Below are 22,996 nucleotides of genomic sequence, written 5' to 3'. Positions count from 1 at the left end.
AGCGCAAACCATGGGCGGATACATTGCCAAACGCGTTGGCCAGGCTCTGCTGGTGATCTGGCTTGCCTACACCGCGGTATTCATCGCAGTGCAGTCGCTTCCCAACGATCCCGTGACGATCTTCCTCAATTCGGACTCTGCGGCAGATCCGGCGACGATCGCGCAGATGAAGGAGTACTACGGCTATGACCAACCGGTTATTGTCCAGTACTTTTCCCAGCTGCTCGGATTGTTGCGCGGGGACTTGGGATACTCACTGTCCAGCGGTTCGGAAGTATCCGCCCGGATCGGCGAGGTTGTCGGTTCAACACTCGTGCTTGCCGGCTCGGCATTCGTGGTCGCGGTGGTCTTCGCTGTGGCGCTCACAGCTGCAGCCAGCCTGGCCCGAGGCCCGAGACTGCGCAATCTCCTGCTGAATCTTCCTCCGCTCATGGTGTCCATTCCGGTCTTCTGGCTGGGCCTGGTGCTGTTGCAACTGCTTGCAGTACAGCTCGGAATCATGTCGTTGTTCCCGGATGACTCGTTCCTCTCACTGGCGGTGCCGATCTTCGTGCTGGCCGTGCATCTGAGTGCACCCATTGCACAGGTGCTCATCAAGAGCGTCCAGGAAGTCGGTACCCAACCATTTGTGGATGTTCTGCGTGCCAAGGGCGCCAGCGAATCCTGGATCTTCTACCGCCACATGCTGAAGAACGCGGCGCCCGCCGCACTGTCCATCGCCGGAATCACCATTGGAACGCTGTTGGCCGGATCGGTGATTACCGAAACAGTCTTCGCCCGCGCAGGACTTGGACAGCTGATCCTGCAATCGGTCACCGTCCAGGACATTCCGCTGGTTCAGGGACTGGTCCTGCTGACCGCAGTCGTGTTCACCTCAGCCAACCTGCTGGTTGACCTCATCCATCCGAAGCTCGATCCGCGCATCATCACCGCCAGCTCCGGTTCGCCCCGCGCGCTTGCGGCCTAGGGAAGGAATAGTCAATGAGTCTCCTGGCAGACAACGTCGATACGGCGGTTGCGACCCTGGCCGCTTCCGAACAGCCGAACTCGCGGATCGCGAGTGCTTCGGCGGCCCGGCGCCGGCTGGCGCAGTGGTGGGTGCTTGTTCCGTTGGCCATCATGCTGTCGTGGGCTTTCCTCCCGGCGCTGTTCACCGGCCATGATCCGATCACCGGCATCCCTGCAGACAAACTCCTGGCTCCGAGCACCGAACACCTTTTCGGCACCGACCACCTGGGACGCGACGTCTTCTCCCGCGTCGTGTATGGAACACGGCAGACGCTGCTCACCGCTGGGCTCGCCTGCCTGATCGGCAGCATTGTCGGATCGATTCTCGGGTTGCTTGCCGGAACTGCGGGCAGGTTTGCCGACAGCGTGGCCATGCGCCTGGTGGATGTCATCCTGGCCGTCCCTGCCTTCCTGATCGCACTGATCCTGGTGACTGCGACCGAACCCGGCCCGCTGTCTCTGGGGCTCGGTGTTGGCATCGCCTCCATCGCCGCCTTCGCGCGACTGGTGCGTACCGAGGTGCTCCGTGTTCGTTCACGGGATTTCGTGCAGGCTGCGCTGATGAGCGGTGGCAAGTACTTCACCGTGCTCCGCCGCCACATCATTCCCCACGTGATCGGTCCGGTCCTCTCGCTGCTTGCAGTTGACCTTGGCGCGGCAATCCTGGCCATCTCCGGACTCGGTTTCCTTGGCTTCGGTTCGCCGCCGCCAACCCCGGAATGGGGCCTGCTGATCTCCGAAGGGCGGCAGTACCTATCGGTTGCCTGGTGGCTCACGACCCTGCCTGGCCTGGTCATCGTTGCTGCCGTGATGTTGATGGCCACCCTTGGCCGAACCATCAATAAAGCCTTCCGCTTCTAGCGCCGTACCCGGTTGAAAGGAGAAATCCATGAACGCCCCACAGAATACCGCCAGTCCGGTGATCCGGATTGAAGACCTCACGGTTCAGTACGCGCAGGGAACCATTGCCGCGGACAACATCAATCTCCAGATCCCGCGGGGGCAGATCGTTGCCATTGTTGGAGAATCCGGCTCCGGCAAGTCGACGCTGACCAAGGCCTTGATCGGTTTGCTGCCCCAAGGAACCGAATGCACCGGCAGCATTCGCTTTGGCGGTACCGAAGTGACCACGCTGAACGTGCACGAATGGCGCAAGATCCGCGGGGCCGGAATCGGGCTGGTGCCGCAGGACCCGGGTGCCTCACTGGACCCGGTGAAGACCATCGGTTCCCAGGTGGTCGAGGTTTTCAGACTGCATCCTAGCCGTTCGGTTCCCAAGAAGCAGTGGCGCTCCAAGGCGATCGAGCTGCTGGAAAGCGTGGGCATCGACCGTGCCGAGAGTCGATTGTCGCAGTACCCGCACGAGCTGTCCGGTGGACTGAAACAGCGTGTGCTGATCGCCATCGCGTTCGCCTTGAACCCGCAGCTGCTGATCGCTGACGAGCCGACCAGCGCACTGGATGTCACCGTGCAGCGAACGGTGCTGGAGATCTTTGTGTCGCTGGCTCGCAAAAATGGGACGACCGTGGTGTTCGTGACCCACGATCTAGCAGTTGCCACGGATATTGCCGACCGGGTACTGGTCATGAATTCAGGGCGCATCCTCGAAGACCGCAGCGTGGCGGAACTGGTCTCAAAGAGCACCGACCCGTATACCAATGCCCTGCTGGACCAGGCCTACGCCACTGCGAACCAGCAGGAAGCGCGAAGCACCGATGAGCTGGCAATTTCGGTCACGAATCTGGGCAAGGTTTTCGGCAAGGGAAACGCCACCCATGCAGCGGTGTCTTCCGTATCCTTCGACGTCGCACGAGGAACAACATTCTCCTTGGTTGGGGAGTCCGGTTCGGGCAAGTCCACGACCGCGAAAATCATCATGGGTCTGCTCGAAGCCAGTCAAGGCAGCGCACGCGTCAATGGCAACGACGTCACTGGCCTCGGCGGAAAACAGCGATACGCGCTGTGGCGCGAAGCCCAGCTGGTCTACCAGAACCCGGACTCCGCGTTGGACCCGCGGCAGCAGGTCGGATCGATCATTGCCGAGCCAATGCTCAACTACCGCCTGGGGGACGCGGCCTGGCGGCGGGCTCGTGTTGCCCAGCTCATGGAACAGGTGAATCTGGCAGCGGAACTTGCTTCCAAGCGGCCCGGAGAACTGTCGGGCGGCCAGCGGCAGCGGGTAGCCATTGCCCGGGCGCTGGCCAGCGGCGCCAAGATCCTGGTGCTCGACGAGGCGCTGAGCGCACTGGATGTCCTGACCCAGGAACAAATTCTGGAACTGCTCGACAGGCTTCAGCACGAGGAAGGCCTCACCTACCTGTTCATCTCCCACGATCTGCACGTGGTTGAACGCATCAGCCACCAGGTTGGCGTGATGCGCGGCGGTGAGCTGGTCGAAGTCGGGCCCGTGGCGCAGGTCTTCTCCGCCCCGCAGCACGAGTACACCCGAACCCTGCTGGCCGCGAACCCCGGCCATGTGCTGCGCGAACTCGCGGATACGCGCAGTTGCTGAATTTCCAAGAACCACTTATTTCACTGAATTCCGAAAGAGATACTATGAGCACCGACGCCCTGGAATCGACCCAGATCATTACCGCACCCTACGGCAGCGAAGCCGCCTACCAGCAGCTCTCCGCGCGATTCGCCGACGTCTTCGCCCGCATCGCCGAAGGTGCCCGGGAGCGCGAGCAAAACCGCGTCCTGCCGTTCGAACAGGTCCAGTGGCTGAAGGACGCCGGTTTCACCACGCTGCGCGTACCGGCAAGCCACGGCGGCAGTCCGGTCAACCACGAGCATCTTTTCCGCCTGCTCATCGAGCTGTCGGCCGCCGACTCCAACGTGTCCCACCTGCTGCGCAGCCACTTCTCGTTCGTGGAGACCATTGCCCTGCAGCCGCAGGAATTCCAGGACCGCTGGTTCCCGCGTGTGCTTGCCGGCGAGATCTTCGGCAACGCCGCCACCGAGCGCGGCGGCAACGCGCTGGGCAGCACCAACACCAAACTCATCAAGACCGGGTCCGGGTGGGTGCTGCGCGGCGAGAAATACTACACCACCGGCTCGATCTTCGCTGACTGGGTAGTCGTCATGGCGAGCACCGACGGTGTCGAGGGACGCCAATACGCGGTGATCGACCGCCACGCCCGGGGCGTTCAGATCCTCGACGACTGGGACGGCTTCGGCCAGCCGCTGACCGGCACCGGCACCGCGATCTTCACTGACGTCGAGGTGGACGAGCAGAACATCATCCAGCGCAAGGTGGCCTCCACCCTGGAGCCGGCGTTCTTCCAGCTGTGCCTGCTTTCGGTGCTGGTCGGCATCGGCAAAGCCGCCCGCAACGAAGCCGCCCACATTGTGGCCACCCGCACCCGCACCTTCAACACCGGCTCCGGCGCTTTGTTCAAGGACGACCCGCAGATCCAGGAACTGGTCGGACGCCTTGCATCCAACGTCTTCGCCGCAGAATCGATCGTGGTCGCTGCCGCTCGTGATCTGGACGCAGCAGTGGACCCGAGCCTCGGACTGGACGAGGAAGCCGCCTTCGTCCGCGCCGAGCTCGCGGTCCAGCAGGCGCACGTGGCCACCCCGAAGCTGGTCCTGGATGCCACCAGCGAACTCTTCGACGTCACCGGGGCTTCCGCGGTGTCCACCTCCAAATCGCTGGACCGCTTCTGGCGCAACGCCCGCACCGTCGCGACCCACAACCCCGTCGCTTTCAAGGCCCGCTCGGTCGGCGACTACTTCATCAACGGAACCATCCCGACGGGGCTTCACTCCATCGGCGAAGCCAAGGGAGCCAAGTAGCCATGGGAACCTTCGAATCACGGCCGCGCTTCCTGCTTTCGGCTTTCCTGATGAATACCTCCAGCCACATCCTCGGCGGCATGTGGCGCCACCCTCAGGCCGAACAGCACCAGTTCAACGAGCTGGGGCTGTGGGTGGACCTGGCCAAGAAGCTGGAGGACGCCAAGTTCGACAGCATGTTCTTCGCCGACGTGGTGGGCCTGTACGGCGACCACGAAGGTGGCTGGGCCTCGCTGGTGCGCAAGGGGTTGCAGGTGCCGAGCCAGGATCCGCTGGTGCTGCTCTCCGCGCTGTCAGCCACCACCAGCGACATCGGACTGGCCATGACCAGCTCGGTGGTGCAGGCGCACCCGTTCCAGTTCGCCCGCCAGGCCTCCACGCTCGACCACCTGTCCAACGGCCGCGTGGCCTGGAACATCGTGACCAGCGTGCTGGAGAACGCGCACCGCAACTTCGGCGGCGACAGCCTGGTTGCGCACGACGACCGCTACGCCTGGGCTGAGGAATATGTGGAAGCGGCCTACAAGCTCTGGGAAGGCTCCTGGGAGGACGGGGCGCTGCTGGCCGACAAGGAGTCGGGCATCTATGCGGACCCGTCCAAGGTCAACAAGATCAACCACCGAGGCCAGCTGTACTCGATCGACGGACCGCACCTGACCCTGCCCAGCGCCCAGCGGACCCCGTTCCTGTTCCAGGCTGGATCCTCGCCGCGCGGATCCCAGTTCGCCGCAACGCATGCGGAAGCGACATTCCTGTTCGCTCCGCACCCGGAATACGTCGCCAAGAAGAATGCCCAGTTGATCGGCAATCTCGAAGCCGCTGGCCGCACCCGCGATGACATCAAGGTTTTTGCGGGGCTTTCCTTCGTGGTCGGTTCCACCGAAGCGGAGGCCAAGGCCCTGGAAGCCGAATATGACGAGTATCTGGACCTTGACGCCATCGTTGCCCATATTGGGGGAGGCATCGGTGTCGACCTCGGTGGGCTGGACCTGGACACTCCGCTGGGCGAGGTGAAGACCGAAGGTGCGCAGGGAGTGCTGGAAGCAGTGCTGGCCTCGACCCCGGGCCGCAACCCAACCCTGCGCGACCTGGCGAACTACCGCGCCAAGGCCCAGCAGATCGTCGGCACTCCGGAGCAGATCGTTGACGAGCTGGAGCGCTGGCAGGACGCCGGGATCGATGGGCTGAATATCATGAACCACGTGCTGCCCGGATCCTACGACAACTTCATCGAGGGCGTCCTTCCGGAGCTGCGCCGCCGCGGCCTGGCTCAGAGCGAGTACGCACCGGGAAGCCTGCGCCAGAAGGTCTTCAACCGCGGCGACAAGCTCCCGGCGAACCATCCGGCGGCCCGGTACCGCGGCGCCTTCTCCGAATTCTCGGCTGCAAATTCCGAGGCCAGCCTGCAATATCAGGGCTAGGAACAAAGCTTGGCAGGTAGATCCAACTGGGAGGGGATCTACCTGCCATTTCCTTGTCCAAAGACTTTCGCAGAACACGGCGGTATCGTTGCGCACATGGGCACCAACCACGTAAACGATCCCGCAGTCATCCGGCGATTGCTGACAAATCGAGGCCGCTGGGCAGTTGTCGGCTTGACCAACAATCCGCGGCGCGTTGCGCCTTCGGTCGCGCGTTTCCTCAAGGACACGCTGGGCATGGAAATCATTCCGGTGTCGCTCACCGGCGAGTCCGTTTACGGCCAGACCGGTTACGAGAAGCTGGAGGAAATCCCGGGAACGATCGACGTCGTGGACTGCTTCGTCAACTCGCAAAAAGTCGGCGAAATCGTAGACCAGGCAATCGCTGTCGGTGCGCGGGCAATCTGGCTCCAACTAGGGGTAATAGACCAGCGCGCGGCTAAACGAGCCGAAGAAGCAGGCTTGGACGTCGTGATGGACACCTGCCCGATGATTGAATACCCGGCACTCTGAATTATTACGTTTTGTTACGAACTACTTGTTGATTCAAGTATGCAATTTTCCAAGTACGCCTATAGGCTTGCGGCAGAAACATACATTCGGGTGGCTGGGGAGCCGAAGAATACTTGGGGATTCGCTCTGACTTGGGGTTTGGGCGATCAATGAGGTGTGGGTTATACCTATGCCTCCGATGGTGTTTAACGCGTTCCAGCGTCCCATCGAACTTGGGGAATTTCAATGATTGGCAACCCATCAGGGGACAGGGCTGCCCAAAATTCGCGTATTTTGGGTCAAATGCGCGCGATGGGGTGGCAACGCACTTCGAACCCCCGTCGGGCGATCATTGCTCTCGCGGCACTGTTTTCGACCACTGTGCTTGTGCTGACCTTGCTCGTGGGGTTCGGCCCTATTGCAGCAGCAGCTCAAACTCCAGAAAACAGCCAGGCCGATGGAACGCCTACCGTGCGAGAGGAAACGAGCGACACCTCGGCGGAATCCACACTGGAAGCCTCCGACGCGCCGGTAGCGACACTATCGGAGCCGGATAACGAGTCAGACAGTAATCCCATAGCGCAGAATTATCCGAGACCTGATGACAACTTAACGGAAGAATCAATAGCAGTCGAAGACCGCCCCGCTCCCGTTTCTAAAGCGAGCGCAATGGCAAGCCGACTGGCGAACCCGCAGCTTCCGGCACAGTGTGGACTTTCAGTTGCGATTGTCTTGGATCTGTCCAACTCGCTGACGAACGGTGACGTAGCATCTTCGAAGACTGCCGCACAGGGCGTCGTCAATGCACTCACGGGAACCCCGTCCGCAGTTGGTGTTTACACCTTTGCTTCCCTTGCCCCTGATGGTACCAACACGGCCCTGTCCAAGACGTCGGTCTCGACTTCTCGGGGTGCAACCATTGTCAAGAATTCCATTGCTGGTATCAAGCGCGTTCCGGAGAACCACGGCGGCACTAACTGGGATGCCGCCCTACGACAAGTTCCATCCGGTCAGTACGACGTCGTCCTCTTCGTCACTGACGGCAACCCCACTGCCTACGGAACCCCAAATCCGAATAGACTGGATGCCACTCCCACTGGCAATGTGGACATGGGTAGTGCTTTCCAAGCTATCGACCTGTCGACTGCGGTAACAGCTGCAGACAAGTTGAAGGCCTCCGGCAGCTTCGTGATGGGTTTGGGCGTTGGCGCGGGTGTGAACGTTTCCAATATCAAGGACATCTCCGGATCAGCCGAGGGAACCGACTATTTCCGTATCGCGAACTATGCAGAATTGACCCAGAAGCTATCGGAAATTGCTCTGAAGAACTGCCAAGGAACGGTTAGCATCGTCAAGCAGGTCCGTGACCTTTCTGGCAAGCTCGCACCGACCGCGGGGTGGACGTTTGACGGGCGCAGCGTTGACAAGGTCGAACCTCTTAGCGCCGTCACCGCTAAGAATGGAGCCGTGAACTTCAAGGTCACTGACCTGAAGAATGACCGTCGAACCATTCAGTTCGCGGAGCGCCAGCAGTTGGGGTACGCGCTCGAGCAGCAGAGTGGCTCCAATGCCGTTTGCATCGACAACGTGACAGGAAAACAAGTGAGCGTGAGCAATGTCGGTGCCACCGGGTTCGCAGTGGATGTCGATCGCGAAAACGCATTAAGCTGTCAGGTTCTTAATCGTATGATTCCGGCAGAACCTATTGTGGGTAAGTCTTCTAACCCGTCTTCCGGAACGGAAGTCCAGCCAGGCGACGAAATTGAATACAAGCTCACTTTCACTGCAAAAGGTACCTTCCCTGTCGATATTGACTACGTAGATCACCTTGCGGGGGTCTTGGACGATGCTGATCTGATTGCTGGTTCGATCAAGGCGGACTCCGGCCTGGTCGCCGTTTTGAATGCAAACAAGATCAACGTCACCGGGACTGTGTCACCAGATAAACCGCTAATTCTCACCTACAAGGTCAAAGTGAAGACGGAGAACTTTGGTGACGGTATTGCTGCGAACTTCATCGTTCCATCCGGTGAGACCCCACCGGAGACTTGCGAACCTGATGATCCGAGCTGTACAGAACATCCGATTCCAGGGGACCTGAGTATCAGCAAGACATCGGATCCTGAATCGGGCACGTTGGTCGCTCCTGGGCAAACGGTGAACTACACCTTGAAGTTCGCCAACTCGGGAGCCGCTGAGGTTGAGGTGGACCATCGTGATTTCCTTCGCGATGTCCTGGATGATGCCGAGTACGTAGATGGTTCGCTCAGGGCCACGAATGGCTTAGACGCAAGCCTGCGGGGAGACCAGATCGTGATCACTGGAAAGGTTGGAGCTGAATCGGAAGCGACCGTGACCTACTCAGTCAAGATCAAGACTGCTGAGCTCGGCAATGCTGTCGTGAAGAACTTCCTGGTTCCAGACGGAGAGGATCCAGTGTGCGATCCCGAGGTAACTAACTGCACGGAGCACCCGGTTCTTGGAACTGCGATCTGGACTAAGAGCGATGTGAACGGCGCAGCGCTCTCGGGCTCGGAATGGGAACTGACCGGGCCAGGCACCAACGGCACGAAGGTGGCGATCGAAGACTGCGTTGCTTCGGCGGCCAGCAAGTGCTCAGGTGCAGACAAGGATCCGAAGGCCGGAGGCTTCCAGCTCACCGATTTGGCATGGGGAACCTACACGCTGATTGAGACCAAGGCACCTGCCGGATTCGTCTTGGATGAAAGCAAGCATGCCTTCACCGTGGGCGGGGAATCTCCGGCGCAGATCGTGCGGGACCTCGGAAAGATCACCAACGAACAACGAGAAGGACTGGAACTGCCGCTGACCGGTGGCACCGGAACCCAGACCTTCCTCTTCAGCGGTGGCGCGGTACTGCTGGCGGCCCTCGGGGTTGTCGCGTGGCGTCGCAAGACGGCCGCACCGAAGAACTAACAAATTTTCACAGTTTTACTCATTATCATTCGCAGCCGCTTGCTGGGGACGCAGTGGCGAAATAGAAAGGAACACAGCTGAAATGGCTGAATTCAAGCACACTCGGGGGAAGCGTGTACTGTCCGGTTTGGGTGCCATCACCCTTGCCGCTGCAGGCCTGTTTGGGGGAGCCGGTGCAGCTTTGGCTGACCAGGGCGACGCCGTGGGCAACATCGACGTCGACCGCCCGGGATCGATCCAGATCAACAAGCACAAGCACCAGAACGGCACCGACGCTACGCAGAAGCCGGACGGCAGCGGCGACGCAATCACCAGTGATGGCATTGCCGGCGTTGAGTTCACCGCCTACCAGTTGACCGACGTGAACCTGGGGGAAACCAGCGACTGGGACAAGCTGGATAACTTGGACCTGTCCAACGCCTGTACCTCGATTCCGAACCACACCCTGGGTTCGCCAATCGTTGCACCGTTGACGGACAGTAAGGGCGTCACCACACTGACCGGGCTGAAGCTGGGCGCCTACGTCATCTGCGAGACCGCCGCTCCGGCCGAGGTTGTCGACCGCTCGCAGCCTTTCGTGGTCACGATTCCGACCCCGTTCGAGAACAGCTGGCTCTACGACGTCAATGTCTACCCGAAGAACGGTACGACCGGTATCACCAAGTCCATCGACCCGCAGTCCGATTTGGGTCTGGGCGGCGTCGTGAACTTCCCGGTGACCGTGGACGTTCCGAAGACCAAGAGCGGGGAAAACATGACCCGCTTCGAGGTCACCGATACCTTCGATTCCCGACTGGGCCTGAACGGCACCGGCGTGGCCAGCGTCAAGCTGGATGGCGTTGCTGTCAATCCGGCCTACTACACGGTGTCCAACGAGGGGCAGACAGTCAAGGTCGAATTCACCGAGGCAGGCCGGAAGTGGCTGAAGACCCAGGGCGAGAAGAAGGTTGTCGTGACCTTCTCCGCCGTGGTCAAGGAAGTCGGAAAGATCGAAAACGACGCCGAAGCCTACATCACCACCCCGGGCCACAACGGCAAGGTCGAATCGAACGACGTCACCACCAACTGGGGCGATCTGATCGCGCTGAAGACTGCCGCGGGCACGAACGCTGCGCTTGAGGGCGCGAAGTTCCAGGTCTTCGCCGCCGAAGCGCCGTACGCCGACACCTGCGACGGCGCAATAGCCACTGGCGAGGCATTGAAAGTCAACGGTACCGACACCTTCACCAGCGGCAAGAACGGCGTGATCGACATTGCCGGCCTGTACGTCAGCGACAGCGAGCACGACAAGAAGGACGCCACCCAACGCTGCTACGTGCTGAAGGAAACCAAAGCCCCGGCCGGTTTCGTCACCCCGACCGGCGACAAGGCGTTCACCCCTGTTGCTGTGAAGATCGGCGCCAACGAGGTCGGAGTCTACGACGCAACCATCGTCAACAGCCAGCAGGATGTTCCTGAACTTCCGCTGACCGGTGCCAACGGCCAGATCCTGATGGTCATCGGCGGTACTGCGGTACTGCTGGTCGCCGGCGGAATGGTCATCGTGAGCCGCCGTCGAGCAGCCCGCGAGGAAACCAAGTAGCAACCGCACCTGCGGTTCAGCACCTGTGATGGCGGGCGGGCGACAGCTCTCCCGCCATCACACGTTTATTCTCCCAATCTTCGTCAGGACACATCATGCTTGATACCCCGAATCCCACTCCGGCGAGCACCGCTGCCCGCGGGCGTCGTGGGGCAGGGGGCGCCCGCCGCTGGCGTCCGGGTTTACTGACGATCGCCAGTTCTTTGCTTGCCGTTGTCGGTCTGAGCGTTGTGCTTTATCCTTCGGCCGCCAGCTGGCTGTCCTCCTACAACCAGTCGCTGCTCATCGAGGAAATGGGCCAAAGCCTGGAGCACGCATCGCCCGGCGTCGACCAGCAGCTGGCCCTAGCCAAGGCCTACAACAACGCGCTGAGCTCCGGCGTGGTTCTCGACGCGAATGCCAATGTGCCGACCGGCAGCGGCATCACGTCCAATGCGGATTTGCGGTATGAAGACATGCTCAGCGCCGGAACCTCGGATGTCATGGCCCGCCTTCGGATCCCCGGAATCGATGTCGACCTGCCGATTTATCACGGAACCAGCGATGAAACGCTCTTGCGCGGCATCGGTCATCTGGAAGGTTCCAGCCTGCCGATCGGCGGCGCCGACACCCACTCGGTGCTCACCGCCCACCGCGGCCTCGCGCAGGCCGAGATGTTCACAAACCTGGACAAGGTCGGCGTCGGAGATCGATTCACCGTCGAGGTGTTCGGCGAGGTGCTCACCTATGAAGTTCGCGAGACCAAGGTGGTCGACCCGGAAGACACCGACTCCCTGCACGCGGTATCCGGGGAAGATCTCGTCACCCTGGTGACCTGCACGCCGCTGGGGATCAACAGCCAGCGTATCCTCGTCACGGGAGAACGGGTCACGCCGACCCCCATCGAGGACATCGAAGCGGCTGGCGAAGACCCCACGATCCCGGGATTCCCCTGGTGGGCTGTGATTTACGGTGGCGGGCTGCTGGCAATCGGGGCGTATTTCTGGCGATCCGGATACGGAGACGCCCGACGATCCGCGGCAGCCAAGGCACGCTGATACCGTAGAATCCGAGACGAAACCACAGGCGATCGAACGGGGTGGCCAGCATGGATGATACAGACATGGAGCGCACGGAAAACGTCTGGCGGTCCCTGTGCCTGCAGATGCCCAGTGCCTATGAAGACCATCCCTTCGGACCGGGAGCTACCGTCTTCAAGGTCGCTGGCCGGGATCGGGCCAACGGCAAGCTATTTGCGCTGCTCATGCACTTGCACGGTGAGCTCCTGCTGAACTTGAAATGCGAACCCGCGCTGGCCGACCAGCAACGCAGCGAACACCCGCAGATCACCCCGGGGTATCACATGAACAAGAAGCACTGGAATTCGGTGCGGGTGGGGCTGGACGAGCAAACCATGCGCGAGCTCATCGAGGATTCCTATGATCTGGTCGTCGACGGAATGCCGAACCGGGACAAGGACGTGATTCGCCGTACCTGGTGAACGTCGGCACGGCGCCATCGAAGGCATGGGATTTTGAAGGGGGCGGCTCTCCACCGTATTGGGGGTAGATGGAGAGCCTCACTGCTACACAAATAACTTGGGGGATTATTTGCGCCGCCCCGGCAGCGATGGATGATCGCAAGATTCATCCTAAATACAGTCTTGTCAGGTTGATTTTAGATTTCAATATGATCTCTGTCCTTGGGCTACCTAAGTTTTCCAACATCGCTACCTGCAATTGGCTCAAGAAGGCTATTTCCGGATGCAACACGTCAAGTCTTCAGTAGGATGGATTGCAGGTCACGCGGTCGACCGAAGCGTGGGGGCGTTTCGGTTCAAGTCTTTCTGCCTAGGGGAAGGGAGTAAGTCGCCGCACGACCGCACCCTTGCGCCGTTCTGGATCTTCCGGCGGGATCTGACGAAACCGGTCACTGCAAGCGCCAGCGCCTGAGTGCACCGGCGCTTCGGATCCCCGTGCCGAGGCAATGCGACAACGAAATCGAGCCACGTGCCCGTGGACTGCGATTTCGCCAAAGGGACAAACAATACACCCGTTTTCCGTCTTGAATCGCCTAAGAATCAATAGACTAGAAGCATGTACTTCATCGTTGTTAAATATCAGGTAAAGCCAGAATTCACCGACAGCTTCATGGACCACGTTGCCGAATTCACCAAGGCCACCCGCGCCGAAGAAGGCAACCTGTGGTTCGACTGGTCGATCAGCGTCGAGGACCCCAACGAGTTCGTGCTCGTCGAGGCATTCCGCGATGACGAAGCCGCCGGGGCCCACGTCAATTCCGCGCATTTCGCAGCCGGGCTGGAGTCCATGCGCCCGCTGCTGGTATCCACCCCGAAGATCGTCTCCCGCAAGGTCGACGGCGAGGACTGGGACACCATGGGCGAACTGGTCATCGACTAATTCACTCATTAATCGTTGAAGGCGCGGACCCCGTTGGGGGTCCGCGCCTTCACTTTACGCAGCTGGCTCGGCGATCAGCCTAGTGGCTGTTCTTGTTCCCGAAGCGGCGTACCAGCAACAGGAGGATGCCCAGCAGGACGATGGCACCGGCCGCAATGCCGATCCAGGATGCGCTGAATCCGGTCTGCGCCAGGTCGTCGCGGTCATTCTGATTGCCGTTGTCCGTCTGGGTGGCAGACGCGCTCGGCGTGGCGGAGCCGGTCGACTCGCCCGATGCGTCAGGAGTCTGCGTCGGCGACGGGCTGGCCGTGGGCGAAGCGCTTTCCGATGGAGTCGGGCTGGCCGACGGCTCCGTGGCCACCACGGTGAATATGGTGGAGATGCTTTCGCGTTGCACCAGCGAGATCAGCAACTCGTAGTCGCCGGCCTCGGTGCCCTCGGCAATCGGCAGGGTGAAGCTGGTGGTTCCCTGCGCGTCAGCCGCCGGAATGTCGGTGATCTCCAGCTCTCCGCCGAAGGACGATGCGGTGATCTGCGCGCCTTCCTCCAGCCCGGTAACGGTGACCTTGATGTCTTCGCCGGCTTCGGCTTCGGTCGTGGAAAGCTCGACCTTGGCCCAGTCGGTGCCGGCGATCATCGCGCGTCCCAGCGGCGCTGGAGCGACGACGTCGTGCGACTTGAAGTAGTTCACGGTGGCGTCCAGATCGATCTGCCCGGAGTCGGCGTGGTTCGTGCCTTCGGCGAAGGCCGCGAAGTTGTCGCCGCCAGCGGCCAAGAACGCGTTGGCAACCACGTGGAAGGTGGCCTTCTCATCCAGCGGTTCGCCGTTGAAGGTGATGTCCTTGATGTGCTCCCCGCGCGGGGCCTTTTCGACGTAGGTGTAGGACAGGCCATCGGAGATGCCCAGCTGCAGCTTCGAGCGCTCGGAGCCGTTTGGCTGCCACTGCTGTTCCAGAGCTTCGCGGATCTGGGCACCCGTCAGGTCGAAGGTCTTCAGCGTATTGGCGAATGGCTGAACGTCGGCGGCCGCCTTGTAGCTGACGGTGCCGTCCTTGCCGTACAGTAGGTCGGCGCGCAGGCCGCCGGCGTTCATGAACGCGATCTGCGCCTTGGCGCCGGCGAAGTCCTCATTCGAGGTGGCCCACAAGTGGATGTCCGCCACGGTATTGCCCAGCGTGGACTCCACGCCGCGATCCGATCCCGGTTCCTTGCCGCCGCGCAGGATGTCGGCTGAGATCTGACCGATCTTCTGGTTACCGACCTTCTCGGATTCCGTGATTGCGGTATCGACGATCTGCGTGACGGATTTGTTCGGGGTATAAACCCATTCGTCGGCATCGTCCTTGATGGCCAGCGGCAAGAGCTCGGTCGAGGAGCTGGCCACTTCACCGCTAGCCTCGTCGACCTCAAGTGAGATCTTGCCCAGGGTGGTGCCATACTGGTGCGCCTGGACGACCGGTCGTTCGGTACCCGTGGGACCTGCGATTTCGCAGTTGTACGGCTGGTGGGTATGCCCGGAAACAATGGCGTCCACCTGCTCGCTGGCACCGCGCACCAGCTCGCCGTAGGTGGTTTTCTCTGCGGCGATAGTGCCGCATGAGGTGTTTTCCGAGCCGTTGTGGGACAGCACGACAATGACTGATGCTTCGTCGTTGGTCGTATCGCCGTCGGAAAGCTGCTTGGCTACGCGGTTGACCGCTTCGAGCTCGTTGCCGAACGTAAGGTCTTTGATGCCCGTGGGGGTGACCAGCGACGGGACGTCCGCGGTGACCGTGCCGATGAAGCCGACGTTGACGCCGTTGACCTCGCGAATTGCATATTCCTTCAAAGCAGGCTCGCCGGTGGCCTTGTCATAGACATTGGCACCCAGGGCGAAGTCTGCGCCGTCTTGGCCGGAGGCCTTGGCATAGCTCTGGATGACTCGGCCTTTCAGGTCCTTGAAACCGCGGTCGAACTCGTGGTTGCCCACGGTTGACACGTCGAGACCGCCGGCGCCCAATGCTTCGATGGTTGGCGCGTCCTTCTGCGAGGCCGAAGCGAAGGTCGAAGCGCCGATGTTGTCGCCGGCCGACACAAAGAGCGTGTTCGGGTTCGCGGCCCTCAGCGTATCGACTGCGCCAGCCAAGATTGCCGCACCTGCGGAATCTCGATCTTGGGCAATGCGGCCGTGGAAGTCGTTGATGTCCAAGATATCCAGGGTGAATGTCCCCGGGGCGGCTGGTTCTGCTGCCGGGGCGGCCTGCGCGGCAACGCATCCGGAGGCAATCAAAGCTGCAGTAGCCATGGAAGTCAGCGTTAAGTTTTTGATCTGCCTGAACGCAGGCATAGATCCTCCTCAGAGTTAAGCGTGTGACCTCTCTCATGTTTATCCCATGAAGATGAACCTGTCGATGCTTGAACGTAAATTTCACGTATAAAACAGATCTTTGTGGCATTGAACGACGCCGTACCGGTAGTTGGCGTCGCCTAAAGTGCCGCATGCCCTGCCGGTGGACAGGGCATGCGATGGGTGAACTTTAGTCCTTTTAGCGTTGGCGCTTGCGGCGTGGATCGCCAGCGGTTGCGGAGGACGAACCGACGATATCGCCGAGAAGCAGCATGGCCGCCGCAATGAACATCAGGGTTGAGGCGACCCAGCAGGTAGTTGCCATTGAGCGCTGGGAGTTGTCCAGCGCGAACACGAAAATGCAGACGCTGGCTAGCAGCAGTACTACGCCGAGCAACCGTGACTTCATTGTGCACCTTTGAACTGTTGATTTTCGCTAAATCATCGCGAAAACAATTCGCTATCAGCTGGAATAACATCAATCATGCCATAACTCCAGCTGTTTGAACATACGTCCAAGGTGGTAATTTACTGTGAAACGCTCAGTCTGAGGGTTGAGAGTAGCGGCCGGTAGGGGTTGCCTAGACGCAGGAAGCCAAGATCTTCTTGATAGCGTCGTGTTCCGCTTGGGTCATCCAAGCGCCGTACTTGGCCTTGACCTGGGTCTGCCGTGATACATATTCACAGCGGAAGTCCTTGTTTGGCGGTAGCCAAGTTGCCGCATCCTTGTCGCCCTTGGAAGCATTGGTGGGACCATCGGAAGCCAGCAGGTTTAGCGGGTCGTTGGCGAATTGGAGGCGCTCGTCTTTGCTCCATTTTTGGGCGCCCTTCTGCCAGGCATCCGACAGCGCAACGATGTGGTCGATCTGCACGGCCGAGCTCGTGGTCTGGCCTCGCTCGAAATTGATCGTCTTGCCGGTGTAAGGATCATCAAATGTTCCGCTCAGCACCACGCATTCGACCCGGGCCGGCTTGTACTCGACATTTTCCAGATCGCGAGCGAGGATATCGTTGCGTGCATCGCAGCCGTTGTTGTCGGTATCCTTCCATCCATTGCTGAACTGCTCGCGGGAATAGCCGGTTTTCGGGGCGCGGCCCTTGATTGCGATATCCTCCAACTGTTCCAGCGATTCGGAGTACTCCGCCTTCTGATCGGCGGACGGAGCCGCCGCCTGGGCACCATTCGTCCCGCTGAAATCCGTGGAAGTCAGTGCGGAGCATGAAGCCAGGCCCAGGGTGGATGCAATAAGGACAACGGATAGTGTGCGGCGCGGCAATCGCATGCGGTGGTACTTCTCCTTGACTAAGCGACAGGGACGGAATCCTCGGTCCCAGCAATCGACCTTATGCTCCAGCACCGACGAAATCATGCTTCCTGTTTGGTGTCTGCTTGTGATTCTCTTCTCGGCGGTGGGTCGGCTGCGTTGGGAAAGTTATCAATTTGTCGCCGTAATCCAGTGTGACAAGTATTGTTTTCCTTCAATGGGCGAAATACGGTCGACATAATGCTGTATTTGAACGACTATTGGGATGTTCCTGTGAAGAAGTTTTTGTTCCCGTTGCTCACCGGCGTGCTTCTGCTCAGCGCCTGTACGACGCCCGTATCCAAGCTTGAAACCGATGAACAGCAAGGTGGAGGAAACGGAACAGCATGGGATGCCGAGCAACAAGACCACGACGAAGATCCGTACGCGAAGTACTACCAAGAAGGCATTCCGATATTCTCGGAGCTGCAAACGCAGGTTCTGCGACCTGCGCCGATCTTCGGGGATCCGGATTCTCGTGAGAACGCCGATGAACTGCTGATGGGAACGGCCGGTTTCTTCCGCGTAACGACCTACACGGATGAAAACGGCCAGCCAGTATCTGTCAACGAATCGATGTCCATGGGCGCTGACGCGCAAGATGCGGGAACCTACGTTGTGGAATTCGGGTGTTGGGGAGTCGGACTCGCAACTTTGCAGGTATTTCTCGACAGCGAGGCTATGGATCCGGATGTCTTGCCTTCAAACGAGATCCCGTTGAACTGCGGTATCCCCGCGAAAACAACTGAAGGTGTGTTTGAAATTGACCGGGCCGCCCAGGGCTACACCATTTTAGTTTCTGGAGAACCTGAAACGGTCGGCTCTTTCGAGGTCAATCTGTACCGGAGAAATGACGGGTGACTGGATGAGGAAGATGATGCCTCTACTCGGTGCCGCGGTTCTGGCGCTCACGTCCTGCACGACTCCGGTCTCCGAATTGAGCCCGGTAGATCGCGAATTTTCCAACCTGGGATCGGACAACATTCAATACCGGCAGCCCATCGCGGAGCTGTCGTCGGAGGAGAAGCTCGAACAACAAGAGGCCGCGATGACCTTTCCCCCGCTGATGTATCTTGCAGTAGTCGGGTTGCATTCAACGGCCGGGAGCGAAGAAAGCATGGGTTTCTGGCAAGGAGAACTCGACCAGCGTGGATATCACGGGCTGGTTGCCTGGGCCGCGGCGGGATTCAAGTACCAACAGGGCGGAACCCTGGCCCCGGACACAACATCTGTTGAGGTGGACTTGCCCGGGCCGTATTTGATCAAATATGCCTGCACCGGAACGGGCCAGGTCGACCTGACTGTCCGGGACGGGGCAACGACATTGCTGGAGCATTCCCACACGTGCACGAAACCCCACAACGTGGCCGAGTTCGAGATCGACCGGAAGGTAATCCAGAGCATGGTCATCGAGCAGGTTCCGCAACCTGAAACCCGAGCTAGCTACGAATACCAAGTGATCCAGTAGCATCCCGAAACTCCCGGAAGAGACTTGTGTTGGGCCGTCCGAGACGGCCTGTGGTACTAATGGGACATAGTGACACGGGGTGCCGCCGAGCGGCTGAGATAAAACCCGTCGAACCTGATCCAGTTAGCACTGGCGAAGGGAATGTCCTGGATACCTCGATGCCACGCATCCATCCCGGGGTCCCGTTCGCCTTGACACATCTTCAAGGAGTTCGAGCACCATGAACGCACGCACAGCAATCGACGCCGCAACGTCGGCAAACTCTTCCCTTCCTCTCAAGGACCAGCTGGTGCTGGTCACCGGCGGAGCGCGCGGACTGGGCGCCGCCATCAGCACCGCTTTTCTGAAGGCCGGGGCGCAGGTCGTGATCAATTACAACAGCTCCTTCCAGGCGGCCGAGGAACTGGCCGATGCCTTCCCCGGGCAGGCGCTGGCCTTGCAGGCCGACGTGCGCGACGCCGACGCGTTGAAGGCGCTGGTTGCCGCGGCGACCGAGCATTTCGGACGTCCAGTCACCACCCTGGTCAACAATGCCCTGGTTGATTTCTCCTTCAACGGGGATGCCCGCTCCAAGGCGGACGAGCTGTCCGCCGAAGAACTCACCGCCCAGTTCACCGGCTCCGTGCTCGCACCCGTCGGTGCAATCCAGGCGGCGCTGCCGGGCATGCGCCAGGCCGGCTTCGGGCGCATCATCAACATCGGCACCAACCTGTTCCAGCACCCCGTGGTCCCGTACCACGACTACACCGCCGCCAAGGCGGCGCTGCTGTCGCTGACCCGCACCTTCGCCGACGACCTGGGCCCGGAGGGAATCAACGTCAACATGGTTTCCGGCGGCCTGCTGCGCACCACCGATGCCTCGGCGGCCACCCCGGCGGAGGTCTTCGACCTGATCGCCTCCGGCACCCCGCTGCGCCGGGTGACCTCCCCGGCCGAGCTCGCCGACGCGGTGCTGTTCTTCGCCTCGCCGCTTTCGCGCGGGGTGACCGGGCAGAACCTGATCGTCGACGGCGGACTGGTCAAGGGATGAGCCAGCCGGTGAAGCAGGCCCGTTTCAACCTGTTCATCTACGGCGCCGGACACCACCAGGCGGCCTGGCGTGCGCCGGACTCCCCGGCGGAGCGGCTGGGCGAGACCGCGTACTACGTCGAATTGGCGCAGGTGGCCGAACGGGGCCTGCTGGACGGGGTGTTCCTAGCCGACGGCCAGGCCGTTGCCCCGGAGGCCGCGGCGGCAGGTCCTACCTGGTTCTTCGAACCGTTTACGCTGCTGTCCGCGCTGAGCCAGCACACCAGCCGGATCGGCCTGGTCTGCACGGTGTCCTCCAGCTTCTACACCCCGTTCCATGCCGCCCGCATGCTGGCCAGCCTGGACCGGCTTTCCGGCGGCCGGGCCGGGGCCAATGTGGTCACCAGCATGTGGGACGCCGAGGCCCAGAACCACGGGCGCGAAACCCTGGGCGACCATGCCTACCGCTATGGCCGCGCGGATGAGTTCATCACGGTGCTGCGCCAGCTGTTCGGCTCCCACCCCGCTGCCGCGGTGCAGGCCGACCGCGAGGGGGTATTCACCGACCCGAATCAGCTCTCGCGCATTGACCATGCGGGCGAGCACTTCGGGGTGCGCGGGCCGCTGAACATTCCCGACGGGCCGCAGGGCGCCCCGGTCCTCTTCCAAGCCGGGGCCTCCGCCCAGGGGCGCGAGCTCGCGGCGGCCCATGCCGAGGCGATCTACGCGGTGGCCGCGGACCGGCAGATGGCGCTGGACTACGCGCAGGACGTGCGTTCCCGGGCCGCCGCGGCCGGGCGCGATCCGCAGGCCCTGGCCATCATGCCGGGGCTGGTCGCCTACGTGGGCCGCACCCTGGAGGAGGCCAAGGATAAGCAGCGCCGGCTCAACGACCTGCTGCCCATCGAACAGGCGCTGGCCCAGCTGGCGGTCTTCGTTCAGCAGGACACCCATGCCTGGGAACTGGATGCCCCGGTGCCGCCGTTGCCCTCCGCGGCGGAATTCACCGGCCCAGCCGGACGCTATGCGACGATCCTGCGGCTGATCGAGATCCACCAGCCGACGGTGCGTGAACTACTCGGGCTGCTGGCGGCCGGGGGCGGGCACTGCACCGTGGTGGGTACCCCGGAGATGATCGCGGACGAGATCGAGCTCTGGCTGGATACCGGGGCGGCTGACGGCTTCAACCTGATGCCGCCGAACCTGCCCGACGGCCTGGCCGATTTCGTCGAACTGGTGATCCCGGAGCTGCAGCGGCGCGGGCGGTTCCGCACCGCCTACGAGCACCGCACGCTGCGCGGCCATCTGGGTCTGCCCATGCCGGTCGCCGGGGGAGCGCTGGCCCAAGCCCGCTAGCAGCCGCCGAGATACGCCGACCGCCGTGTCCCTAGATGCTGGTCGCCGAGCCGGAATACAACCGAAGCGCATTGCGTTTCGGTGTATTCCGCCTCGGGCAGGAAACCGCAGGCACGGCGGTCAGCGCATCATCCGTCCTTCGCGCAGCGTCCAATAGGAGGAAATGTGGGTTGAGCGCTTCGACAAATTCCACTGCTCGCAGATGCGGCTGATCGCCTTGACGGTGCTTCGTTCCGCATGCGCCACAACACCCAGGCCACGGCTCGGAACGGTCAGCGTCTGGAACGCATCGGCCAGGACTTCGCTGCGTCCGGCCGGAACACCGTCGCGGGAAAGCCAGCGCAATTCAACCCCTTGAGGATGTTTCACGTCAAACATTCCTTGGTCGTCGGCGATTTCGAGCAACGCCACCCCCTGCGCGTGCTCCGGGAGCGCTTCGAGGATTTTGGAGATGGCGGGGATCCCGGCTTCATCCGCGGCCAGCACATAGTATTCGGCCCCCAGCTGGAGGGAAGTTTTGCTGCGTGCCGGGGAAATGACCAGCGCCGCCCCCGGCTCGACCGTTCCCGCCCAGTGCCCGACCGTTCCGGGGCCGCCGTGGACCACGAAGTCGATGGCCAGTTCGTCGACCACGTGGTCGATCCAGCGGATGGTGTAGGACTTCGAGCGAGGCATCATTTCGCGGGGCAGCCGCTGGCGCAGCTCTCGGAGGTCGTAGGGCGGAACCAGGCCCAGGGCCGGATCTGCCGCATAGACCTTGACGTATTCATCCAGGGCGCCATTGGATCGGTAACCGTCGAGGTTCGGGGCGCTGGCCACGATGCGCACCAGCTGGTCGCTGAGCTTCTGCACCCGGGTCACGGTCAGGACATGCTGGTCGATTTTGTGCCGAGGGGCTTCGACGTGGCTGACCGGCGGGGAGTAGCGGGCCAACGGTTCTTCGTAGGTTTCGGAATACGGCCGCGCCTCCTGCGCCGCGGCGGGTGCTGCCGGGGGCGCCGCGCCGGGAGCTGGGGGAGCGTAGCGCGTCGGGCTGAACGAGGTGCGCAGCGTCTTGTCTAGCACCTTGCGCGCCGCGGTGAGCGCCGCGGCGGCTCCGGCCCGTTCGGCGGCGGCCAGCAGTTCGCCGGTCTGCTGCTCGTCCAGCAGCGACCCGCTGGCGATGCTCTGGTACAGGTGCTCCTTGGCCGTTGCGTGCCCGGCCTGGGCTCCGGCCTTCTCGGCAATCCTGAGCACCTCAAGGGTCAGGCCCTCCTTGGCGGAGATGGACACCTGGGGGCCGTACTTGTTGTATTTGTGCTTCGACATGGTGTGCCTTCCCGCGCTGTTCGGGCTACTGCTCCTAGCCTGAGTATGAGCGAATCGGCCCGGACAGGCAAGGGCGGATCCCACTGGCGCAGGAGTCCGGCGGCTGCCGGAAAACACCCGCATTGCGAAGCGGAATCCGATTCCGTCCGATATTCGATTCGGTCGACAATATGCAGGTCAGCTCACTAAAATTAGCCTCATGTCTGATACTTTGCCGCCATGCCCGAACTGTTCCAGCGAGTACACCTACCAGATGGATGCGCTGCTGGTCTGCCCTGAATGCGGCCATGAATGGAACGCGGTCTCCGAGTCCGAAGAAACCGCGGAAGCGGTGATCAAGGACGCCGTTGGAAACATCCTCCAGGACGGGGACACCGTCAGCATCACCAAAACCATGAAGGTCAAGGGCGCGCAGAGCGCGTTGAAGGCCGGAACAAAGGTGCGCAATATCCGTCTGGTGCAGGGCACCGGAGACCACGATATTGCCGCCAAGGTCGACGGTTTCGGCCAGATGGAGCTGAAGTCCTCGATCGTGAAGAAGATCTAGACCGGGAAATCCCTGTCGCGGCACGGCCCGCCCCTTCGC

General features: G+C 61.4%; 20 protein-coding genes and 1 riboswitch. Of the genes, 16 read left to right on the top strand and 4 right to left on the bottom strand.

Going from position 1 to position 22,996, the window contains the following annotated elements:
• Positions 1–10 precede the first annotated feature (10 nt).
• The 11 genes from IEY43_RS10235 (at position 11) to IEY43_RS10185 (ending at position 13,640) form a co-directional block, all read left to right on the top strand.
• Positions 11–967: an ABC transporter permease gene (locus IEY43_RS10235; RefSeq protein ID WP_188948494.1), complete on the top strand. Its 957-nt coding sequence runs from the start codon at positions 11–13 to the stop codon at positions 965–967.
• Positions 968–981: 14 nt separating this feature from the next.
• Positions 982–1,869 (top strand): ABC transporter permease, encoded by an 888-nt coding sequence (locus tag IEY43_RS10230; protein ID WP_188948493.1) that lies wholly within the window; start codon positions 982–984, stop codon positions 1,867–1,869.
• A gap of 28 nt (positions 1,870–1,897) precedes the next feature.
• Positions 1,898–3,520 (top strand): ABC transporter ATP-binding protein, encoded by a 1,623-nt coding sequence (locus IEY43_RS10225; protein ID WP_188948492.1) that lies wholly within the window; start codon positions 1,898–1,900, stop codon positions 3,518–3,520.
• Positions 3,521–3,564: 44 nt separating this feature from the next.
• The gene (locus tag IEY43_RS10220; protein WP_188948491.1) at positions 3,565–4,809 is read left to right on the top strand and encodes an acyl-CoA dehydrogenase family protein; all 1,245 of its coding nucleotides are present in this window, start codon (positions 3,565–3,567) and stop codon (positions 4,807–4,809) included.
• 2 nt (positions 4,810–4,811) lie between these two features.
• A complete protein-coding gene (locus IEY43_RS10215; protein ID WP_188948490.1) occupies positions 4,812–6,230 on the top strand; it encodes an NtaA/DmoA family FMN-dependent monooxygenase in 1,419 nt (472 codons plus the stop codon).
• A 96-nt stretch (positions 6,231–6,326) separates the two neighbouring features.
• Entirely contained in the window at positions 6,327–6,743 is a 417-nt protein-coding gene (locus IEY43_RS10210; protein ID WP_188948489.1) for a CoA-binding protein, read from the top strand.
• Positions 6,744–6,968: 225 nt separating this feature from the next.
• Positions 6,969–9,659: a DUF7927 domain-containing protein gene (locus tag IEY43_RS10205; RefSeq protein WP_188948488.1), complete on the top strand. Its 2,691-nt coding sequence runs from the start codon at positions 6,969–6,971 to the stop codon at positions 9,657–9,659.
• Between the two features lie 82 nt (positions 9,660–9,741).
• A complete protein-coding gene (locus tag IEY43_RS10200) occupies positions 9,742–11,241 on the top strand; it encodes a SpaH/EbpB family LPXTG-anchored major pilin (RefSeq protein WP_188948487.1) in 1,500 nt (499 codons plus the stop codon).
• Positions 11,242–11,336: 95 nt separating this feature from the next.
• Positions 11,337–12,278, top strand: coding sequence for a class C sortase (locus tag IEY43_RS10195; protein ID WP_188948486.1), 942 nt, complete (start codon positions 11,337–11,339; stop codon positions 12,276–12,278).
• Between the two features lie 50 nt (positions 12,279–12,328).
• A complete protein-coding gene (locus tag IEY43_RS10190) occupies positions 12,329–12,721 on the top strand; it encodes an MmcQ/YjbR family DNA-binding protein (RefSeq protein ID WP_229777354.1) in 393 nt (130 codons plus the stop codon).
• Between the two features lie 595 nt (positions 12,722–13,316).
• A complete protein-coding gene (locus IEY43_RS10185; protein ID WP_047118098.1) occupies positions 13,317–13,640 on the top strand; it encodes a putative quinol monooxygenase in 324 nt (107 codons plus the stop codon).
• A gap of 79 nt (positions 13,641–13,719) precedes the next feature.
• Here IEY43_RS10185 and IEY43_RS10180 read toward each other — a convergent pair whose 3' ends face one another.
• The 3 genes from IEY43_RS10180 to IEY43_RS10170 form a co-directional block, all read right to left on the bottom strand.
• Positions 13,720–15,924 (bottom strand): bifunctional metallophosphatase/5'-nucleotidase, encoded by a 2,205-nt coding sequence (locus IEY43_RS10180; protein WP_229777353.1) that lies wholly within the window; start codon positions 15,922–15,924, stop codon positions 13,720–13,722.
• A gap of 241 nt (positions 15,925–16,165) precedes the next feature.
• Positions 16,166–16,375, bottom strand: a complete 210-nt coding sequence (locus IEY43_RS10175) for a hypothetical protein (protein ID WP_188948484.1) — start codon at positions 16,373–16,375, stop codon at positions 16,166–16,168.
• 172 nt (positions 16,376–16,547) lie between these two features.
• Positions 16,548–17,336 carry an HNH endonuclease family protein gene (locus tag IEY43_RS10170; protein WP_229777352.1) on the bottom strand — a complete coding sequence of 263 codons (789 nt, stop codon included), beginning with the start codon at positions 17,334–17,336 and terminating at the stop codon, positions 16,548–16,550.
• A gap of 135 nt (positions 17,337–17,471) precedes the next feature.
• Here IEY43_RS10170 and IEY43_RS10165 point away from each other — a divergent pair, with 135 nt between their 5' ends.
• The 4 genes from IEY43_RS10165 (at position 17,472) to IEY43_RS10150 (ending at position 21,102) form a co-directional block, all read left to right on the top strand.
• Positions 17,472–18,131 (top strand): hypothetical protein, encoded by a 660-nt coding sequence (locus IEY43_RS10165; RefSeq protein WP_188948483.1) that lies wholly within the window; start codon positions 17,472–17,474, stop codon positions 18,129–18,131.
• Positions 18,132–18,135: 4 nt separating this feature from the next.
• On the top strand, positions 18,136–18,738 hold the full coding sequence (locus tag IEY43_RS10160; protein ID WP_188948482.1) for a hypothetical protein: 603 nt from the start codon (positions 18,136–18,138) through the stop codon (positions 18,736–18,738).
• A 65-nt stretch (positions 18,739–18,803) separates the two neighbouring features.
• Positions 18,804–18,897: riboswitch (TPP riboswitch) on the top strand.
• Between the two features lie 61 nt (positions 18,898–18,958).
• The gene (locus IEY43_RS10155) at positions 18,959–19,768 is read left to right on the top strand and encodes a 3-oxoacyl-ACP reductase (protein WP_188948481.1); all 810 of its coding nucleotides are present in this window, start codon (positions 18,959–18,961) and stop codon (positions 19,766–19,768) included.
• On the top strand, positions 19,765–21,102 hold the full coding sequence (locus IEY43_RS10150) for an NtaA/DmoA family FMN-dependent monooxygenase (protein WP_188948480.1): 1,338 nt from the start codon (positions 19,765–19,767) through the stop codon (positions 21,100–21,102). The genes IEY43_RS10155 and IEY43_RS10150 overlap by 4 nt, the downstream gene beginning before the upstream one ends.
• Before the next feature lie 120 nt (positions 21,103–21,222).
• Here the strand turns inward: IEY43_RS10150 and IEY43_RS10145 are convergent, their stop codons facing one another.
• Positions 21,223–22,410, bottom strand: a complete 1,188-nt coding sequence (locus tag IEY43_RS10145; protein WP_188948479.1) for a siderophore-interacting protein — start codon at positions 22,408–22,410, stop codon at positions 21,223–21,225.
• A gap of 199 nt (positions 22,411–22,609) precedes the next feature.
• Between IEY43_RS10145 and IEY43_RS10140 the strand changes: the two genes are divergently transcribed.
• Positions 22,610–22,957: a zinc ribbon domain-containing protein YjdM gene (locus IEY43_RS10140; RefSeq protein ID WP_188948478.1), complete on the top strand. Its 348-nt coding sequence runs from the start codon at positions 22,610–22,612 to the stop codon at positions 22,955–22,957.
• The last annotated feature ends 39 nt before the right edge of the window (positions 22,958–22,996 follow it).

The sequence above is a fragment of the Glutamicibacter protophormiae genome (assembly GCF_014647495.1).
Lineage (GTDB): Bacteria > Actinomycetota > Actinomycetes > Actinomycetales > Micrococcaceae > Glutamicibacter > Glutamicibacter protophormiae.
The sequence above is the reverse complement of the archived record's forward strand: the minus strand, read 5'-3'. Positions and strand labels throughout refer to the sequence as shown.

Coding starts and splice junctions, on each gene's coding strand:
- IEY43_RS10235 (WP_188948494.1), top strand. CDS start 11: ATGGGCGGATACATTGCCAAACGCGTTGGCCAGGCTCTGCTGGTGATC.
- IEY43_RS10230 (WP_188948493.1), top strand. CDS start 982: ATGAGTCTCCTGGCAGACAACGTCGATACGGCGGTTGCGACCCTGGCC.
- IEY43_RS10225 (WP_188948492.1), top strand. CDS start 1,898: ATGAACGCCCCACAGAATACCGCCAGTCCGGTGATCCGGATTGAAGAC.
- IEY43_RS10220 (WP_188948491.1), top strand. CDS start 3,565: ATGAGCACCGACGCCCTGGAATCGACCCAGATCATTACCGCACCCTAC.
- IEY43_RS10215 (WP_188948490.1), top strand. CDS start 4,812: ATGGGAACCTTCGAATCACGGCCGCGCTTCCTGCTTTCGGCTTTCCTG.
- IEY43_RS10210 (WP_188948489.1), top strand. CDS start 6,327: ATGGGCACCAACCACGTAAACGATCCCGCAGTCATCCGGCGATTGCTG.
- IEY43_RS10205 (WP_188948488.1), top strand. CDS start 6,969: ATGATTGGCAACCCATCAGGGGACAGGGCTGCCCAAAATTCGCGTATT.
- IEY43_RS10200 (WP_188948487.1), top strand. CDS start 9,742: ATGGCTGAATTCAAGCACACTCGGGGGAAGCGTGTACTGTCCGGTTTG.
- IEY43_RS10195 (WP_188948486.1), top strand. CDS start 11,337: ATGCTTGATACCCCGAATCCCACTCCGGCGAGCACCGCTGCCCGCGGG.
- IEY43_RS10190 (WP_229777354.1), top strand. CDS start 12,329: ATGGATGATACAGACATGGAGCGCACGGAAAACGTCTGGCGGTCCCTG.
- IEY43_RS10185 (WP_047118098.1), top strand. CDS start 13,317: ATGTACTTCATCGTTGTTAAATATCAGGTAAAGCCAGAATTCACCGAC.
- IEY43_RS10180 (WP_229777353.1), bottom strand. CDS start 15,924: ATGGCTACTGCAGCTTTGATTGCCTCCGGATGCGTTGCCGCGCAGGCC.
- IEY43_RS10175 (WP_188948484.1), bottom strand. CDS start 16,375: ATGAAGTCACGGTTGCTCGGCGTAGTACTGCTGCTAGCCAGCGTCTGC.
- IEY43_RS10170 (WP_229777352.1), bottom strand. CDS start 17,336: ATGATTTCGTCGGTGCTGGAGCATAAGGTCGATTGCTGGGACCGAGGA.
- IEY43_RS10165 (WP_188948483.1), top strand. CDS start 17,472: ATGCTGTATTTGAACGACTATTGGGATGTTCCTGTGAAGAAGTTTTTG.
- IEY43_RS10160 (WP_188948482.1), top strand. CDS start 18,136: ATGAGGAAGATGATGCCTCTACTCGGTGCCGCGGTTCTGGCGCTCACG.
- IEY43_RS10155 (WP_188948481.1), top strand. CDS start 18,959: ATGAACGCACGCACAGCAATCGACGCCGCAACGTCGGCAAACTCTTCC.
- IEY43_RS10150 (WP_188948480.1), top strand. CDS start 19,765: ATGAGCCAGCCGGTGAAGCAGGCCCGTTTCAACCTGTTCATCTACGGC.
- IEY43_RS10145 (WP_188948479.1), bottom strand. CDS start 22,410: ATGTCGAAGCACAAATACAACAAGTACGGCCCCCAGGTGTCCATCTCC.
- IEY43_RS10140 (WP_188948478.1), top strand. CDS start 22,610: ATGTCTGATACTTTGCCGCCATGCCCGAACTGTTCCAGCGAGTACACC.